We start from the raw sequence: 18725 nt of genomic DNA, 5'->3' as shown, positions 1-18725 counted from the left end.
TCAGGACAATGAAGGGAAGCTTTGGAGGACGTTTATTTAATACTTTGAATGCGTTTACATTATCTCTTATAGGAATTATTACCATATTCCCATTGTATTATGTGTTTATTATTTCCTTTACCGACCCTTATGAATATCTTCAGAAAAGCGGTTTTGTTTTGTTTCCGCAGAAATGGTCGCTTGGCTCCTATCGATATTTATTAGACACGGATACGTTTAAAAATGCGACATTAGTGACTACCTTTCTGGCAACGGTCGGAACCGGATTAAGTCTGATCTTCACCTCTGCGATGGCGTTTGGCATTTCTCGCAAGCGACTCAGAGGCAGACGTATTCTGATGCTGATGATTTTACTCACGATCTTGTTCAATCCGGGAATTATTCCAAATTATATCGTCGTACGTGACCTTGGCATGATCAACAGCGTATGGTCGCTCATCATCCCTGTACTTATCAGCGGATGGAACGCCATTCTGATGAAAAGCTTCTTTGACAGCATTCCTGTAGAGCTTGAGGATGCGGCCATGATCGATGGCTGCAACGATATCGGCACCTTCTTCCGCATTGTGCTACCGCTGTCGGCCCCGGCTTTGGCTGCCTTCGGCTTGTTTTATGCAGTAGGCTACTGGAACACGTTCTTTAACGCTATTCTGTTTATCAATGATTATGCGAAGGTGCCTCTGCAGGTTCTGCTTAGGACAATGCTGATCGATTCGGAAACCTCTACAGGCGGGTCATCCGCTGCCGAGATGGTGTCAGAAAATCAGCTTCCGAAGCAAACGATCAAGATGGCGGCAGTCGTCATTGCGACGATCCCAATTTTGGCCGTCTATCCGTTTCTGCAAAAGCATTTTGCAAAAGGTGTCATGCTCGGTTCAGTTAAAGGTTAATCGCAGTTACATTTTAATGGGGGGTTCGGCTATGAACAAAAGCTCAAGAAAGCACGCACTGATCGCCATGCTGTCGGTTGTTGCCGTATTAACTGCAGCTTGCTCCGGCAGCAATCCGGCAGCAACAGCACCGAAGGGGGAGGAAGGCAAGAAGGAAGCACCTGTCACCCTGAATATTTTTAGCAACTTTTCGATTGCCCAACCTCCCTCGCCGGATAATCCGGTTACGAAGGAATTTGAAAAAAGGACGAATACGAAGCTGAACATCACCTGGGTTTCGGATACGGTTTTCAATGATAAATTAAATGTTCTTTTGGCCTCAGGCGACCTTCCCGATGCGATTAAACTGCCGGATACCACCGTTCCACAGTTCCTAACGATGGTGAAGCAGGGTGCGTTTTGGGATCTTACCCCGTATTTAAAGGATTACAAGAACTTAATGGATTCACCAAAAAGCATGTGGGAAAATTCGAAGATCGGCGGTAAAAACTACGTTGTTCCGATTGTTCGTCCGCTTGAGGGTGGAACCACTTTCTTTATTCGCAAGGATTGGTTGGATAAGCTGGGCCTAAAGATGCCGACAACGCTTGATGAATTGTATCAGGTCATGAAGGTTTTTAAAGAAAAGGAACCGGATGGGAAGAAGGGCACTTACGGCTATACAATGCGTACCAACGATCAAATCGAATTCATTTATAATACCGCCTCCAGCAAGTGGAAGGTTAAGGATGGCGGACTTATCGATATTACGCTTGAGCCCGCAATGCGCGAATCTTTGTTGTATAAGAAGAAACTATTCGATGAGCAGTTGATTCCGCCGGATTACTCGGTTATGAAAAACGATGATTGGGTCGATATGGCATCAAGTGGCAAGGTAGGTGTTACGACGGAAACCATTGAAGCGATGTGGCGTTGGACCTACGATCAGTGGAAGCGCGATCCGAAGGTAAATTGGGAGCCGATCGTTTCCTTATCAGGCCCAGGGACAGGACCATTCCAGCAGCAAAACAGCGGATTTATCGGAGTCACTGCGATTCCGAAGAGTGTTCCAGAAGCGAAAATGCGCAAAATTTTGGCCCTGCTCGATTATGGAGCTTCAACTGAAGGAAGTACCTTATCACAATACGGTATCGAAGGCGTGCATTACAAAAAAGAAGATGGTTTCTTTGTAACTAACGAGCAATCGGTGAAAGACAACCTGGGTACCGGATCTTTTGGCAAGCTCTTTATGAAACATGATCCATATATGTATGCATTTGCCCCAGGCATGCCGAAGGAAATTTTTGAAAAGAATAAAAAAATTATTGATGAAAAAGCCAAAATCAGTACACCGATACCTGTGATCGGACTGGTCTCCGAAACCAATAACAAATTAGGGGCCGACTATACGAAGAAAATCAACGACATGAAAACGCAGGTTACGATGGGTAAGGTCGGTATTGATGCATGGGACAAATTGGTTGCCGATCTGAAGGCAGATGCCAATTACCAAAAGATCATTCAAGAAATGAATGCAGCATATAAAGAGCGGTTAGCAGCTAAGTAAACATAAAAGGAGACTGAGAGTGTATGGCTACCATTACTGACTTGAGAAAACAGGAATCCAATCGCATTTTAAACGAAAATTGGGGAAAAATTCAATGGTTATGCGGTCAGGATATCGATTCGGCCAGCGAAATGACATTTGGTATGGTCTATATTAACGCAGGTCAGGCCAACCCAAGGCATGTGCACCCGAATTGTGAAGAAGTCATCTTTATCTTATCCGGGGAATGCGACCATACTTTAGGTGACGAGACTTTCCATTTGGAGCCAGGCATGATGCTGCGTATTCCACGCAATGTGCCGCACAATGCAACCACAACCAGCTGGGAGCCTTGCCGAATGATTATTGCATACTCGGCTCCGGACCGTCAGACGATTGGTGAATAAAGGATAGGCAGGATGGCCGGGGGATGAACGAATTCTCCCGGTTATATCTGCTCTTACAATAAGTTTAAGACAAGGGAGCAATCGAGATGAGCAACAAGCTGGCTTTTTCTAGACTAACAGCAACACCAGAGGAGCAGGAACAGCTTTTTCAACAATTTGGCGCTGTTGGCTATGACGGACTTCAATTAAAAGCAGTGCAATATATGCCTTATTTAAATGAACCTGAACGATTTAAAGAAGCCTTTGGACATTTGCCTGGCATAGGCTCAGCCCTGATTGCTGGCGGTAATTTGGATACGGGGAGTATAGAGAGGCTGCAAAGCACGATTCGTTTTGCATCAGCGATTGGTACGGAACTAATCGTGTACTGTCACGGAATTCCGAGAGCCGATGTAACAGCAACCGACATTCGCCAATATGCCGACATTTTATCCAATTTAGGGCTTGAAGCGCAGCAGCAAGGAGTCAAGCTGTCACTGCACCATCATCACAACAATCCGGTCATGTACCGGGGCGATTTTGACATCTTTTTCAATCAAATAAAAGAGGGTTCAGTAGGTCTTACGATTGATACAGCCCATTTGGTTAAGTCCGGTATTGATGATGTAGCGGAGGTTATTCGCAGCTTTGGGCATGTGATAGATAACTTCCATATGAAGGATTATGAGCAGGGCGAGTGGAGGGTACTCGGTCAGGGAGCTATCGATTTCGGCCCGATCTTTGCCAGTATTCGCGACATTGGTTATACCGGCTGGATTTCGGCAGATGAGGAAAGCGGCGGCGATATACTTGGGGGCATGAAGGATTGTTATGCGTATTTACGGAACGGGCTGCAATAATCCTTTCAAGCCGAGGGTTATGCAGAAAGCTTGTTTACAGGTTATGAACAAGAGGAGCTGAAGCATGCAATGAAAAAGGCGGTTTTGCTCGGAGCTTTGGATACGAAAGGTTTGGAGTTTCAGTTTGTCAGAGATCAGCTGGAGGCATGTGGAGTAGCCACGTTGGTTATAGATACCGGTGTATTGGGAGATCCGCTATTTGCCCCAGACATCACGGCAGATGAAGTGGCGAGAGCAGGTGGCTCCAGCATTGAGCAATTGAGACAACACAATGATCGGGGGACGGCTATTGCAGTAATGACCCGTGGTGCGGCCGAGATCATGATCGGATTGGAACAGCAGGGAGTGATTGGCGGTGTGTTTGGAATGGGGGGGACGGCTGGCACAACTGTAGCTGCTTCTGCTTTGCAAGCATTGCCTATCGGGGTTCCGAAGCTGCTCGTATCTACAGTAGCATCGGGTAATACGCGGCCTTATGTCGGTGTGAAGGACATTACGATGATGTACTCCGTCGTTGATATTGCCGGTTTGAACCGCTTGTCACGTCGTATATTAAGCAATGCCGCTCACGCTTTGGCGGGTATGGTACTGAATATGAAGGAAGAAGCTGAGGACGATAAGGTAACCTTGGGTATTACGATGTTCGGTGTAACAACTCCATGTGCAACTCGCGTTCGCGAAATCCTGGAGGAGCAGGGTTATGATTTACTCGTCTTCCATGCAACCGGTACAGGCGGATTGGCTATGGAAGAATTGATTAAGGCAGGTTATATCAAGGGTGTTGCCGATATTACGACAACGGAGCTTGCGGATGAATTGGTTGGTGGTGTGTTCAGCGCCGGTCCAAACCGTCTGGAGGCGGCGGGGGCGGCAGGCATTCCGCAGGTGGTCTCGGTGGGTGCTCTCGATATGGTTAACTTTGGTGCTCCAGAAACGGTTCCAGTACAGTTCAAGGAACGCACCTTTTATCAGCATAACGCGACAACCACATTGATGCGTACAACGATTGACGAGAATCGGGAATTAGGCCGGAGACTGGCACAGAAGCTAAGTGCAGGCACAGGCCCTACTATCGTTGTGTTTCCGAAGCAAGGCGTTTCGCTGCTCGATATGGAAGCCAAGCCCTTTGCCGGAACCGAAGAGCGTCAAGCGTTGTACGAAGGCATTAAGCAGCATCTACGACCGGATATTCCATTGATTGAATTGGAGACACATATCAATGATACGGTGGTTGCAGAGTCGATTGCTCGCTATTTACTAGAGCTGTTAACACAGAAGAAGGAAGGGTAAAGAAGAGATGGCGATATCCAGAGTAGAGATATTGAATCGGCTGCGCGGGCAATTGGAGCAGGGCCGATTCATTGTAGGAGCAGGAGCGGGAACAGGGTTATCGGCGAAATGCGCGGAAGAGGGCGGTGTCGATATGATTATTATCTATAATTCGGGCCGTTATCGGATGGCGGGTCGGGGCTCACTGGCCGGATTGATGCCTTATGGCGATGCCAATCAGATCGTTGTGGACATGGCGAGTGAGGTTCTGCCTATCGTTAAGGATACACCGGTGCTGGCGGGTGTATGCGGTACGGATCCTTTTCGATTGATGGATGTGTATCTCAAGCAGTTGAAGGATATGGGCTTCTCCGGTGTGCAGAATTTCCCTACGGTTGGGCTGATCGATGGCGTATTCAGACAAAATCTAGAGGAAACCGGCATGGGTTATCATTTGGAAGTAGAGATGATCCGCAAAGCGCATGAGCTTGATCTATTTACGACTCCTTACGTATTTAATGAAGAGGATGCCATCCAAATGGCTCAGGCGGGAGCGGATGTGCTTGTTGCTCATGTTGGTTTAACGACCAAAGGAAGCATCGGAGCCAAAACAGCCTTGACGCTCGATGAATCGGCGGATCTGGTGCAGCGCATTTATGATGCGGGAAAAAGCGTGAATCCGGATATTATCGTCATCTGCCATGGTGGACCAATTTCTGAGCCGGAGGATGTCGATTATGTGCTTGGCAGGACGAACGGAATTGCCGGCTTCTTCGGAGCCTCAAGCGTCGAACGGCTTCCTACGGAGATTGCGATTACTGAACAGGTGAAGAAATTTAAAAGCCTGGCGAATAAATGAATAGACTTGTTTTTATGAATGATGAGCAGTCACCTCCCCCGCAGGTCTCAATGAGGCTGAGGGTACAGGTTGGCTGTTCTTTTTTTTGCATGATGAAGGTGATTGGGCAGCCTCTTAAGTTGTTAGTAAATTGTTCAGAAATTTAACTAAGGTACAACAAGCATCTAAAACTTCCATAACTCCCAATTGATATAGTCATCCTATCAAGAGTGAACATATAGAGATGGGGCGTTATAGCATGGCAAGAGTAATGGTAGTAGACGATGCAGCTTTTATGAGAATGATGCTAAAAACTATGCTGGTTGAGGGTGGGCATGAAGTAGTCGCAGAAGCAGCCAATGGTTTGGAAGCGGTGCAAGCTTATATGAAAATAAAGCCTGATTTGATTACGATGGACATTACTATGCCCGAAATGGACGGGGTGGAGGCTGTTAAAGAAATTCGCAAGCTGGATGCAGCAGCCAAAATCATTATATGCTCCGCGATGGGACAAAAGGCTATGGTTGTAGAAGCGATCACCGCAGGCGCAAAAGATTTTGTCGTAAAGCCTTTCCAGAAGGAACGTGTCATTGATTCCGTTAATAAAGTACTCGGTATCTCAAGTACCGCAAGCTGAGGATCGTTGTGATGATATTACCTTGCCTTTGAAGATTCACCTCCTATTGCACTCGAGCAAAAGGGGGTTTTTCGACATTTCATTGCAACCATTAAAAAAGCGTGTGGAAAATTAACAAATAAATGGGGGTAACCTAAAAATAACCTAATACTTAGTTGCTATAATATGGATGTAAATCAAAATGAAAGGAATTGAAGGCGTATAATGGCAAAGGTCATGGTAGTTGATGACGCTGCTTTTATGAGGAAGATGCTCAAGTTTCTGTTGGTTGAGGCCGGACACGAGGTAGTTGCTGAAGCTGCGAACGGTAGGGATGCTGTTCATACATATGTAAAATACAAGCCTGACCTGGTCACGATGGATGTGGCGATGCCCGAATTGGACGGGATTGGGGCAGTCAGACAAATCCGTAAATTCGATCCATTAGCGAAAATAATTATGTGCTCTAGCATGGGACAAACTGCTTTAATAGTGGATGCGATCAGCTCAGGAGCCAAGGATTTTATCGAAAAACCTTTTCAAAAAAAGGGGATCATTGAGACTGTTAATAAAGTATTGGATGAATCTTAACGGCTCTGGATAAAAGGAGAAGCTTAATTATCGGCAATGAGATGACGTTCATGGTCATTTTGCTATATGGGGAGGCAGGCCTTTGTTGCCTAAACTGGTGATGGAGGCTATATTGACGGGAAAAAGTATAGGTGCGTTGTATGGAAAGTATGTGGTCCCGCTATACCAAAAAAGCTTGGTCGAGTATGCCCCTTGCATACGGCCAAGCTTTTAGCGTATAACTATGTATATTTATACAACTATCAGTTACAGCTTAAGCAGTAACATATTTGCTTTGGAACTCTTCATCTGTCTTAGTCAGATATTGGATACCTTCGATCAAACCGATAATTCCTGGAACACCAGTCCAGAAGAACAATAAGTATACAACGCCTAAGCCAATTTTACCTAAATAGAATTTGTGAACGCCCAAGCTTCCAAGTAGAATAGCGAGGATTCCTGCAGTTGTTCTTGATTTCATGTAAATATCTCTCCCTTATCGTTCTTTTTCTTGCCCTTGCAAGTTATTTTCATATTATCGTACTAGTTCTAAAAGCACATCTAACTAAAGTAATAGACGCTTAAATATATCGAAAAGAATCGAAAGTTTTTTTGAATTTTCTTATTTTTATAGGGTTTTAGTACTTTGGTTACATTCCTTTTGCATGATAAGACATTATACTAGCCTTTGTGCAGAATACGGTGTGACTTTAGGCGTATTATACAAAAGGGGATGGATAGGATGTTGAAAAAATCATTTGTACAATTTATGGTGCTTGTTTTATTGGTTGCTATGGCAACTGCATGTGGAACAAGTGTTTCCAGTAGCGATGTTAACGAGTGTGTGAAAACGGGTGTTTCCAAATCAGATTGCGAAAAAGCAATGAAAGAAATCCAAGATCTGCAAAAAGCGAAATAAATGGGGTTATAACTAAAGGGTAAACTGGAGTCATTCCATTCCAAAACATGTGCAAGGAACCTTCAAAACCACTATAAGAGTGGAAACGGAAGGTTCTTTTTCTGTTTTCGTAGAGCAGATGACTGGTTACTTTCTTGGTTTTAGCTGTTTTTTTCATATTAATTCTATGATAGGAATATTTACATTAACTATAACTTTAGTTACATGGAGCTGTAAAAGATGTTAAAATAAAAGAAAGACAAAGTTGGATTTTAAGAGGATTCAAGTTGTGTGAGGACTACAAGGGAGGCTCCATGACGGATATTAACAGAAGTGAACTGCGCCAGAGGTTGGATGGAATGAGATGGGACATCCAGCTTTTTATACATACAGCTGTAGCCCTTGCCGAATTGGTTGAGCGGATGCATAAGAAGGGATTGATCATCCGTGATCTGAGTCCGGATGGAATAACGCTGCAGCACGATTGCAGGACCGCAGCGCTCATTGAGGAGCGTAAGCTTAGGTATGCGTACCTGTCACCGGAACAAACCGGCAGGATGAATCGGACGCCAGATGCACGTAGTGATTTATACGCGCTGGGTGTTATTTATTATGAAATGCTGGCGGGCTGCTTACCCCTGCAGGCAGATCGTGCGGAGGATTGGCTGCATGCGCATTTGGCAATTGTACCCAAGCCACTGCGTGAGGTGCGTCCAGAACTGCAGGGCCCCATCAGTGATATCGTAATGAAGCTGCTGTCCAAAGCTCCAGATGAGCGTTATCAAAGTGCATCGGGACTGCTGACAGACTTAAAGAAATGTATCTCTTTATTAGAAGAGACAGGTGGGATTGCTCCGTTTACGATCGGTCAAATGGATGATGCAGCCCGCTTTCAGCTGCCCAAGAGGCTCTTCGGCCGTGAGGCGGAAGAGGCCGAGTTGTGGAATGCTTATAAGCTGACCCGTGGGGGCAGCCCTGCATTTGTATGGGTTACAGGCCGTTCAGGCAGCGGCAAGACCACATTGATTCGACAGCTGCAGCATCCTATTATGCAAAGGGGAGGACGGTTTATCGCGGGCAAGTGCGATTTAATGAATCGCGATATTCCTTATGAGCCTATTCTACAGGCATTACGAAGCCTAGTTCAACAAATCTGGCAGGAATCCCCGGAGCATATTACGCAATGGAAAAGTCGGTTAGCAGCAGATTTGGGCACGTCGGCAAGCATTATTGCCGAACTGATTCCAGAGATCACGCCTCTTCTGGGAGAGCTTTCCCCGGCAGAGCCTTTGCAGCCGGCTGAAGCTGTTATCCGTTTCCGCTGGTTATTTTCCGCTTTCATCCAAATATTTGCCGACGCAGAACGTCCCCTGGTGATGTTTTTGGACGATCTGCAGTGGGCCGATCCAGCCACCCTGGACATCCTGCGAGAATGGGTGCAGGACGCTACCATTCAAGGTTTTATGCTCATTGGTACACGTCGGGGGGAAGCAGATTCAGGCAGCCATGAGGATGGTGAGGAACACGCTGCTGCTGTAGGGCTCGAGCAGTTCTTGTTTCCGCATATGAGCGATGCCGGACGGATAAAGCATATTACATTGAGACCTCTACCCTTCACGCAGGTCAATCAATGGATTGCCTCTGTACTGGGTGGAGAGCTGGCTCGCTCGCGTCGGCTGGCCAAACTTCTTTACCAAAAAACAGGGGGAAATCCTTTATATTTGCATCGTCTGTTAGACAGCTTGTATCGTGAGAAAAAGCTGATATTTGATGTTGAGCAAGCCTTATGGACATGGGATGAGGGAATTATTAACGAGCTGCCTGATGATCAGGATGTGCTACAGCTTATTGGTGCACGTATCCGTACGCTTCCTCCTGAAACGATTGATCTGCTTGGGATAGCAGGAGCGATGGGACAGCGATTTCGTTTATCAACAGCGGCTCTGGTAAGTGAAAAGCCACTTCAGGAGATGTATGAGCTCATACACCCGCTGTTGGAAGAGGGCCTGTTGTTTATGGAATCGGAGACAGCTTTGGACCAGGCTGAGGATCGATTGTACAGCTTCATGCACGACCGAATTCAACAGGCGGCATATGCAGTAGTTCCCGAAGAGGCGCGGGCAAGCCTGCACGGAAAGATCGGATATATGCTGCAGCTTCAGACAAAGCCCGGTTATGAGGAGCAAGCACTTTTTGATATCGTTCATCACTTGAATCTGGGGATCAATGAGATAAGGGATCAGACTGAACGAAGAAAGCTGGCCGAGTATAACCTTCAGGCAGGATTGAAATCAAAGGCTTCAATAGCTTATGCGGTAGCAAAGCATTTTTTGGAAACCGGTCTGCTGCTGCTGGGTGAGAATCAATCAGGAACAGATCCTTTAGCTTACAGGCTGCTGTTGGAGCTTTCGGAATGTGAATACGTTTGTGGGCACTCTACCCGTGCGGAGGAGCTGCTGCAGCGCTTGATGGATGATACCGTGGACCCGCTTCAGCGCTCCGGTATTTATTTAATCCGGGTAGCTATGTACGCCTATTTAAAGAAAGAAGATACAGCTGTAGCAGTTGGATTGAAAGGACTGGAGGAGCTGGGCTGGAGAATTTCCGCGAAGCCGTCCAAAGTCGTACTCGGACAAGAAATGATTAGAACGTTCTGGGCATTGAAGCGTAAAGGCGCAGAGCTGCAGGAGCTCCCAATCAATATCGATCCTATGCACCAGGCATTATCCGATTTGGTTATGGCTATCTCAGCATCTGCTTTTATTTCCAATCCCGAAGTTGCTGCTGTATTATATGCCAAGTTCGTTCGATATGGGCTGAAGCATGGAAATAACGAAGCTTTTACGTTTATGCTCGTTGCTTATGCCATGATCCAGGGCATTGCATTTAATTACTACAGCTTTGCTTATCGACTCATGGAGAGTGCTTATCTGCTGTCGGCGCAATTTGAGAATACGACCTTTAAATGCCGGCTGCATTTTGGAATAGGCCTCATTGAGCAATACCGCAATCCTGTCAAGGCTGTAGAGCATTTTGAAAAATCAGCTCGTTATGGAATGGAATCCGGGGACCTGACCTTTGCCGGCTTTTCAGTATCACTCAGTATTCTCAATCATACCGGTGATTTGCGCGATCTGTCAGCATGCCTATCGGTCTACGAAGCAACTTCTTGGCCTATGCTTGATGAAGTTACACGGAATTTGCTGCGAATCACACGCAGCTATATAGCTGAATTGGAAGGGAAGCCTGGAATTCGGATGGAGCTGGATGAGCTGATGAACGGAGAGCTTTCCAATGTGACGCAAGAAAACCAGGCTTTCTATGCTTGTACATGTAAAATCCAGATAGCCTACTTAAATAGATCTTATCGTGAAGCGCTTGGCTGGGTAAAACGTACGAAGTTTAATTCCAAACACCTCACCTTGTTCCAGCTGCGCAAACAGCATTTTTACCAATCGCTTTCGTTGGCGGCGCTTTATGATGAGGCACCCTCGGAAGAGCAGAACAGTATTCGCGCAGAGCTTGGCAAGCAGCTTCGCTCGATGAAAAAATGGTCTGAGGATGATGTACAACAGTCCGCTGCTTATCTGCTGATATTGGCGGAAACCATACGAATCAAGGGCAATAAGTTAGCTGTGACCGAAGGTTACGAGAATGCACTGACAGCTGCGCGTGAGGAAGGTAATGTGATGATTGAAGCTCTGGTTTGCGAGCGGATGTCCAGCTTCTACCGGGTCTCTGGAATATTGAAAGCTGCTGATGCCATTCTTGCAGAAGCATGCTCTGCTTATGCACGTTGGGGCGCTATAGCCAAGGTCCGGCAGCTTTGTGAACAATACTCCGGACTGTCTGCGTTCGCAAATGTTTCGGCAAATATGGAGTCAGTTGGTTCGTCAGAGCCGCTGCGATCGTGGATCGCACAAGGTGAAAGGCTGATCGATGAAAACGGAGTGGACGAGGATGAACGGGAATATTTATTGTTTAGAAACATCGATGAATCGGTAATGAGGAAGGCTGCTGGTTGGCCTGGCGGCGTAGGAAATAGCAGTTCAATGGAGCGTTTTCTGGAATCAGCGATTCACTATGCGGGTGCAGGAAAAGGATATGTGCTAAAGATGAGCAGTGTTGAAGAGGTGCTGTTCACCATAGAGGCGGCTTCAGGAAACCATACCCTCCATGAGGCAGAGCAGGATGCTTTCGCTGCATCGATTGTCCGTTATGTGGTTCGGACGGATGAGCGGATCGTACTGGCTGATGCTACCTCAAGTCCATACTTTACAGATCCTTACATTCGCGAGAGTATGCCGCGCTCCATATTGTGCATGACGCTCCCTCATCCGGGAATGCGGCATCCCTATATCCTTTACTTGGAAAACAATCTGGCTTCATCTGTATTTAGGGAGGAAATGCTGGATGTGCTCGACATGCTATTCTCTCGAATGGTTTATTTGGAATCACTGGGTGCGCCTCGCATGGAAGCAGCAGCTGCGGAAGCTGAGGTGGATAACCATAATGTAATGGAGGACTATGCTGCACAGCCACTGATAGATTCGCTGACAGCCCGTGAAGTCGAGATTTTACGAGTGTTGTCCTCCGGTTTATCGAACAAGGAAATCGCTCTTCATTTTGGCCTAACAGAAGGGACTGTTAAAAACCACGTGTTCAATATCTACAGCAAGCTGGGGATCAAACGAAGAGCACAGGCGATAGCACGGGCCAGAGAGCTGCGTATTCTAGACTAGGACCAGCTGACGGTGGCCAACAGCGGATGAGTACGATAGGTTTGATAAGTTTAATTGAAGGAAGAGTTGGTAAGCGCGCATATAAGCACAATATAGACAGCATATTCCGGAGCCATTAGGCTTCCGGTTGTTTGCGCTGCCTGCAGAAAGCTTGAATAAATGGGTAAAATAAAGAATAGAACGTAAATATATGTAAAGAATTGAGGTCTGACCATGAAGCTAAGAGCCCCAAAGACGATATGGACGGTCACTATAGTGTTAGTCTTGATGCTTGCTATAGCGGCTGGAGTCTATCTGAAGCCATATCCGCCAGCATTTGCAGGACTCGAAGCGATGAGAGACAGCAGCGGGGTTAAGGTTACGGATCATAAAGACCGGATTCTATTCGAGCCATCAGTAGACATGCAGACGGATGTGGTCCTGTATCCCGGAGCATTGGTTCGTCCAGAAAGCTATGCACCTCTAGCGCAGCTGCTTGCACATGAAGGTTTTCGTACATGGATAGTTAAAATGCCTCTAAATTTGGCTGTGCTTGGAGTAAACAGGGCGGCTGAAATTATGGAGGCGTCCCCAGAACGAGCATTTGTTATAGGCGGGCACTCACTTGGCGGTGTAATGGCAGCGCGTTACGCGGTGAAGCATGCCAAGCAGCTGAAGGGAGTGTTTTTTCTCGCCTCATATCCGGATGAAGCAGGAAGCTTACGTCAAGCCGGACTACCCGTGCTATCATTATTTGGTTCAGAGGACGGCGTACTGAATCAAACCGCTCTTGAGCAGGCCAAGGCTTATTTGCCTGAGCAGACACGCTATGTGGAAATTGCCGGTGGCAATCATGCTCAATTTGGCAGTTATGGTCCACAGAAAGGAGATGGGAATGCTCGGATTACGGCTGCTGATCAGTGGAGCTTCACCAGCGATCAGCTTGTCCGGTGGCTGCAAGCGCAGATGAAATAGCTGTACATATAGGTCTGCTGCAAGCTGGATACGTTTCCATAATCAAATAGAAAAACGATTGCGCAGCTCCTGAAAGGAAATGGACAATCGTTTTTATTAACATATAAACAGTAACGTTGCAAAAACCTGCTTATTCAAGATCGTTTTAATGTGTGCTTAAAGGCCATTTCGGTGTCCTCATCAGCTTGACGTTGGGCTATCGGCTCACCGTTTTTATAATACACATAGGGACTCAACAAAATAAAAAAGATATGAACGTGCTCATAGCCGGACTCCCGCAGGATCTGATTAAATCTGGCTGCTACGGCGTCGTGTACCTCTTGTTTTCTGGGAAATAACAAAATTTCCAGACTGAGCGGCACCTGTGTGATAGCTTCAGTGAGCAAGGTCTCAATCTTGACCATACTCTTGTCGATATGAACAAGCTGGGCAAATTCCTCTACTAAACGAGGAGCAACGGAGTGAAGATATTCGTTGGAAAATCCTTTGAAACGCAAATAAGGCATGCAGTCGGTCTCCCTTATTTTTACGAAAATGCAGGTAAGGTCTACCTGTGACTTGGTTCGTCCAAATCGTACTATGGTTTGATCCGGTTGTCAATGTTGCCTCCTATTGTGTGATGTAAGATTTAGGAACATCAAAAAAGATAGGCTTGGCTTGTGCCTTTGGTAACGTTTTATGCTATGATTAGTTAAACTTGAGGTTCTTAAGACCTAATTTATTTTATAAAAAAAGTAATCTTGGAGGCTATGCATCTATATGTTTGCATTGAGACCCAAAAAAATAGTTTGCTTCGATGAGTTATGGACTTCTGAATATAGAATGGAAGAGCATAGACAGCCTACTGGGATGGCATCTCTGGGTCAGCTGGCAAGTGGAGGAACACCTGCCTATGTGGCGGCGGCGATAGCGAAGCTTGGAGGCGACTCCCGATATATCGGAAAGATCGGGAGCGACGCGTCCGGGTTATATTTACGCAACGAGCTGGAGGCTGCTGGAGTTGAGGCCGCACTCGTCGGCATGAATATGGGCATAGACAGCAAGGCTTGGACTGGACAGTGCGAAGAGAATGAGCAAGAGTCTGGGGACAAGATGGCGTCAGACTGTGTGACGGATGTGATGGATACGAATCGGAAGACGGCAGATTTCGATGATACATGGCTGGATGACGTTGCCGTGTATCACTATGGGTCTGCTCCTCTGAAGAAGGAGCTGTCGCAGACATCGGCTTTGGCAGCTGCGCGCCGAATTAAGGCGGCAGGTGGTCTAACGTGCTGCTGTCCGAATTCGAGTGCCGATTTATGGCCGGATGAAGTAACGATGAGGCAGGACCTGAGGATCCATATCGGGACTGCCGACATCGTGAAGGTCAATGAGGAAGAAGCGGCGATACTTACAGGTCTTGAACCCGCAGAGGGTGTCCAGCAGCTGCTGGAGATGGGGGCAAAGGCAGTTGTTGTAACGCTTGGGGAATATGGCTGCTGTGTAATCACCCGACAGGCCATGACCTCGATTCCGGGCATCCGGGTCAAATCGATTGATCCCTCAGGAGCAGGGGACAGCTTTGTCGGTGCCATGCTGCTCAAGCTTGCAGAGCGTGGAGTGACTCCAGAGCAGATCGAAACGATATTAAACGATGAGGAGCAGGTTCGCTCGATCTTTTCTTTTGCCAATAAGGCAGGCGCTATGACGACAACGCGTCACGGTGTGTTTGCCGCTTTGCCAACAATGGAGGAGCTTGAAAGGCTGGAGGATTGATTACGTAATTCCACGAATGCTTCCAAGAGGATGTTAGGATACCTACATGGTACTAATTCATCGCGCAGAATCGACAAAAAAATCCCGATTTTTATAGAAATGAATTGTAAAACTGGTATTCAAATGTTACTATTTAGTCATATAATCATGGTTATATTGGTTCTTTAGAATTAATTTGTAAATATTTTACAGGTAGTTAGTTCTAAATGATATTAGTTATATTTTCACATCTTTTTGCAACAATTACTCACATACGATAAAGGCAAACTTGCTGAAAGGCAAGGACGCAAAGCAATGGACCTAAAGAAGATATTTCTATGGTCGCCATGCCACCGAAAATGGGAGAATACGGATGAGCTTAGTGTATGAGACATCTTTCCCGTTAATCCGGGAGGGTGTCTTTTTTTGTGAATTCGGGTAATGGAAAGGAAGAAGAGGATGACCATTCCAATCAAAGAAACGGAGAACATGAAACTGTCCCAACCGACGTCTGCTGCTAATGTCAATAAACCTGCCTCTAAATCGATAAAGGCTCCTATAAGCAGCAACGACGATACGAATTGGATATGGGTCCATAATGACAACATCCATGTTCAAGTGGACACGGCGAAGGCTGCTCTGCCTGTTATCGAAGCCAGATACCCGATAAGCTTAATCATTAACGACCAAGTGGTAGAGGGCCCTTATACTGTCAGGGGTAATGACCGAATCGAATGGAGAGCGGAAGCGGAGCCCTTGTTTCAGATTCTTGTATCTGAGGATCAGATGAAGGCGTTCCTGATTGTACGTCAAACGGAGCTCGTTCAACCCAGGTTGAAAAATACAGAGCCGGCTTCTAAAGTGACACTTGAGCTGGATCGGGAGACTGGAGAGCTGATCCAAAAATTGGAGCTGGCTGATGTGACACAGGAGTTGGCCCTTCAATCGATTTCGCACAATCTGGATATCGGGAGTATTTATCAAGAGCTGCAGACACCTACCTTTAAACCTGTCCTCGTTGCTCAAGGCAGCTACCCTGTACCGGGTAAGGATGCACGAATGGAGCTGTTTTTCACCGAAGGGGTAGAAAGAAGCTTCATGGAGGTCGATGGTGGAATTGATTATCGAAACTCGCTCAAAATTCCCTCTGTACGTAAAGGTCAGGTTATTGCCCGAAAAATTCCGCTTATAGAAGGTATTACAGGCTACAATGTGTACCGTCAATTGGTGATTCCCCCCAAACCGCATGACGTAATCATTGCAGCCAGAGAACATGTCGAACTACGTGACGATACTTTTGTTGCTATGAAAGAAGGCAGGCCGCGGGTAACCGGTACCCAGATTTTATATTTGGATATTTCAACCGCTTACATCGTTTCGGGTGACGTTAATCTAAGCACTGGGAATATTGTTTTCTCTGGGGATGTGATGGTATATGGGGATGTAACGGAAAATATGACGATTGAAGCGCTCGGCAATATTTATGTGGTTGGCTGTGTGTATAATGCCGTGCTGACAGCTACGGGAAGCATCATTGTTAAAGGCAATGTTGTTAAAAGCAAGCTGTTCGCAGGTTACTGTGGTGAAAGGATCGTTCGTATTGGGGAAGGCTCACAGGCATTGTCCGTGAAGCTGACGCTGTTGATGGAAGCCGCCAAGCTGTTAACCGATCAGGTCAGGCAGAAAGGCCAAAATGCGGCTTTCGGTCAAGTTGTCAAATTGCTGGTCGATAATAAATTCAAGGAAATACCACAGTTGATCCATAAGCTGCTCACCAATGTTCACAGCATACCTGTCCAGGATCAAGAAGCCTGGCAGTATTTGATTGATAAGCTGCAAATTTTCTCTGATTTATCAAAAATGTATTCGCAGGGTTCCGAAGAGATTTGGCTTAGCCTGATTCAGGATCTAAAAAAAACCGTCGAAAAGATTAACAACATGAAAGAAACCAACGTGCAAATTGATATCGATCAATGCCATCTTTCTATGCTGCAGTCACAAGGAGATATTCTAATCCGCAAGGAAGGCGTGCTGCAAAGTGAACTCCGTTCTGTAGACAACATTATATTTTATCACAATGATGCTGTGTGTAGAGGCTCCCGATTGGAGGCAGACGGCATGATATCGGCTTCAATTGTGGGGGGGGTTACCGGCTCCTTGTCGCAATTGAAATCGAGAGAAAAGATCATGATTCGCAAAATGTTTTCGGGTCGCGTATGCATCGATAACTTTTGCGTCGATTTACTAGATGCCATCGAGAATCAGACCATAGATAAATTCTGGATCATGCAGCAGCTGCGAACTCCCTGATGGAAGGAGGACAAGGTCGAAGCTACTTGGAAGCGAATCTGACCAATGCAGGTTAAAGAGGGGGAAAAGTCATATCTAAGAAAAAATCCGATTCTTTCGATGCGTTTAAAGGGCGGAGAATTAAAAAGGATATTTATACATCCCAGAGTGCTCTGCTGCTTCCCGCATCGACGCTGCTTAATGAGAGATCAAGCCGTTTGCTGTTGGAACACTGTATTCATCTCAGCCAAGAGGATCTGGAACCGGCATTAGATGAAATGGAACAGATTATGGATCAGTCCGTACTGGAAGTAAAGCAGATTTTTGCAGAAATCGAGCACAGTGGCTACATTCCATTTGAGAAGATCAAGCAAACCATACTTCCTTCCCTATGTGACCTGTCCAAAGACTTTGGGATTATTGGATTTATGCTCAATATCCAGCAGGTAGATGATTATACGTATCGACATAGCGCGGGCGTAGCGATGATGGCTGCGATGATCGGAAGATGGATGCAGCTTCCGGAGGATGAGATTCCTCGACTGGCGATGGCAGGGATGCTGCATGATGTGGGTAAGCTATTTGTTTCCCCTGTTATTTTGCAGAAGCCTGGACGTTTGCTGAGTGAGGAGTATGAACAAATGAAGCGTCATCCTGAGCTTGGCTACGCCTGCTTGATGAGTCAATCCGAAGTGGACACTCGAGTTGCTCTTGTAGCCTTGCAGCATCATGAACGCGAAGACGGCAGTGGATATCCTTCCGGCATCAAAGGCTCCGAGATGGATCCATGGAGTAAAATTGTGGCTGTTGCGGATGTGTTTCATGCGATGACCTCGAAAAGAGCTTACAGGGAAGAGCTGCCTTTGTATGAGGTATTAAGAAACATGTGGGTACATGCCTATGGGGCCATGGATCCTCTTGTCGTGCATAGCTTTATGGAAAAGCTGATGATTTATTTGATAGGATGCGAGGTAATTCTATCAGATGGTCAGCAAGGTAGAATCGTAATGTTGAATGATAAGAATCCGGTGAATCCGTTAGTTGAAGTCGAAGGTGGCTTTATTGATCTTAGTCAGGAGCCGTCTTTATATATCGAGAAGCTGCTTAAGGTATAAGCAGATAAAAAGGCTGTCCTCCAGCATATGCTGAAC

At 46.3% G+C, this 18725-nt stretch carries 17 protein-coding genes and 1 riboswitch; of the genes, 15 read left to right on the top strand and 2 right to left on the bottom strand.

The window, feature by feature from the left end; all coding sequences use genetic code 11:
* Positions 1-8 precede the first annotated feature (8 nt).
* The 9 genes from BM210_RS19915 (at position 9) to BM210_RS35760 (ending at position 7189) form a co-directional block, all read left to right on the top strand.
* Positions 9-890: a carbohydrate ABC transporter permease gene (locus BM210_RS19915; RefSeq protein ID WP_091172622.1), complete on the top strand. Its 882-nt coding sequence runs from the start codon at positions 9-11 to the stop codon at positions 888-890.
* A 31-nt stretch (positions 891-921) separates the two neighbouring features.
* Positions 922-2436: an extracellular solute-binding protein gene (locus BM210_RS19910; RefSeq protein ID WP_177237907.1), complete on the top strand. Its 1515-nt coding sequence runs from the start codon at positions 922-924 to the stop codon at positions 2434-2436.
* A 23-nt stretch (positions 2437-2459) separates the two neighbouring features.
* Entirely contained in the window at positions 2460-2822 is a 363-nt protein-coding gene (locus BM210_RS19905; RefSeq protein WP_091172618.1) for a cupin domain-containing protein, read from the top strand.
* Between the two features lie 86 nt (positions 2823-2908).
* Complete coding sequence (locus tag BM210_RS19900; protein ID WP_091172616.1) at positions 2909-3661, top strand: sugar phosphate isomerase/epimerase family protein; 753 nt, start codon at positions 2909-2911, stop codon at positions 3659-3661.
* Positions 3662-3730: 69 nt separating this feature from the next.
* The gene (locus tag BM210_RS19895; RefSeq protein ID WP_091172614.1) at positions 3731-4951 is read left to right on the top strand and encodes a Tm-1-like ATP-binding domain-containing protein; all 1221 of its coding nucleotides are present in this window, start codon (positions 3731-3733) and stop codon (positions 4949-4951) included.
* Between the two features lie 7 nt (positions 4952-4958).
* Positions 4959-5789 carry a phosphoenolpyruvate hydrolase family protein gene (locus BM210_RS19890; RefSeq protein WP_091172612.1) on the top strand — a complete coding sequence of 277 codons (831 nt, stop codon included), beginning with the start codon at positions 4959-4961 and terminating at the stop codon, positions 5787-5789.
* 238 nt (positions 5790-6027) lie between these two features.
* A complete protein-coding gene (locus tag BM210_RS19885; protein ID WP_091172611.1) occupies positions 6028-6405 on the top strand; it encodes a response regulator in 378 nt (125 codons plus the stop codon).
* Positions 6406-6609: 204 nt separating this feature from the next.
* Positions 6610-6975, top strand: coding sequence for a response regulator (locus BM210_RS19880; RefSeq protein ID WP_091172609.1), 366 nt, complete (start codon positions 6610-6612; stop codon positions 6973-6975).
* An 82-nt stretch (positions 6976-7057) separates the two neighbouring features.
* Positions 7058-7189 (top strand): hypothetical protein, encoded by a 132-nt coding sequence (locus BM210_RS35760; protein WP_256223844.1) that lies wholly within the window; start codon positions 7058-7060, stop codon positions 7187-7189.
* Positions 7190-7228: 39 nt separating this feature from the next.
* Here BM210_RS35760 and BM210_RS19875 read toward each other — a convergent pair whose 3' ends face one another.
* Positions 7229-7435, bottom strand: a complete 207-nt coding sequence (locus tag BM210_RS19875) for a TM2 domain-containing protein (protein WP_091172608.1) — start codon at positions 7433-7435, stop codon at positions 7229-7231.
* Positions 7436-7696: 261 nt separating this feature from the next.
* Here BM210_RS19875 and BM210_RS34890 point away from each other — a divergent pair, with 261 nt between their 5' ends.
* The 3 genes from BM210_RS34890 (at position 7697) to BM210_RS19865 (ending at position 13548) form a co-directional block, all read left to right on the top strand.
* The gene (locus BM210_RS34890) at positions 7697-7873 is read left to right on the top strand and encodes a hypothetical protein (protein WP_177237906.1); all 177 of its coding nucleotides are present in this window, start codon (positions 7697-7699) and stop codon (positions 7871-7873) included.
* A 293-nt stretch (positions 7874-8166) separates the two neighbouring features.
* Entirely contained in the window at positions 8167-12594 is a 4428-nt protein-coding gene (locus BM210_RS36110; protein WP_091172606.1) for an AAA family ATPase, read from the top strand.
* Positions 12595-12807: 213 nt separating this feature from the next.
* Complete coding sequence (locus BM210_RS19865) at positions 12808-13548, top strand: alpha/beta hydrolase (protein ID WP_091172605.1); 741 nt, start codon at positions 12808-12810, stop codon at positions 13546-13548.
* 134 nt (positions 13549-13682) lie between these two features.
* Here BM210_RS19865 and BM210_RS19860 read toward each other — a convergent pair whose 3' ends face one another.
* Positions 13683-14054 carry a DUF1904 family protein gene (locus BM210_RS19860; RefSeq protein ID WP_091172603.1) on the bottom strand — a complete coding sequence of 124 codons (372 nt, stop codon included), beginning with the start codon at positions 14052-14054 and terminating at the stop codon, positions 13683-13685.
* 253 nt (positions 14055-14307) lie between these two features.
* Between BM210_RS19860 and BM210_RS19855 the strand changes: the two genes are divergently transcribed.
* The 3 genes from BM210_RS19855 to BM210_RS19845 all read left to right on the top strand — a co-directional run bounded on the left by BM210_RS19855 (position 14308) and on the right by BM210_RS19845 (position 18689).
* On the top strand, positions 14308-15306 hold the full coding sequence (locus BM210_RS19855) for a PfkB family carbohydrate kinase (protein ID WP_091172601.1): 999 nt from the start codon (positions 14308-14310) through the stop codon (positions 15304-15306).
* 251 nt (positions 15307-15557) lie between these two features.
* Positions 15558-15643, top strand: a riboswitch (cyclic di-GMP riboswitch).
* A 101-nt stretch (positions 15644-15744) separates the two neighbouring features.
* Positions 15745-17595 carry a FapA family protein gene (locus BM210_RS19850; RefSeq protein ID WP_177237905.1) on the top strand — a complete coding sequence of 617 codons (1851 nt, stop codon included), beginning with the start codon at positions 15745-15747 and terminating at the stop codon, positions 17593-17595.
* Positions 17596-17792: 197 nt separating this feature from the next.
* Complete coding sequence (locus BM210_RS19845; protein ID WP_091172597.1) at positions 17793-18689, top strand: HD-GYP domain-containing protein; 897 nt, start codon at positions 17793-17795, stop codon at positions 18687-18689.
* The last annotated feature ends 36 nt before the right edge of the window (positions 18690-18725 follow it).

The organism is Paenibacillus sp. 1_12 (assembly GCF_900114475.1).
Classification (GTDB): domain Bacteria; phylum Bacillota; class Bacilli; order Paenibacillales; family NBRC-103111; genus Paenibacillus_S.
This window is presented reverse-complemented; position numbering and strand designations above follow the sequence as displayed.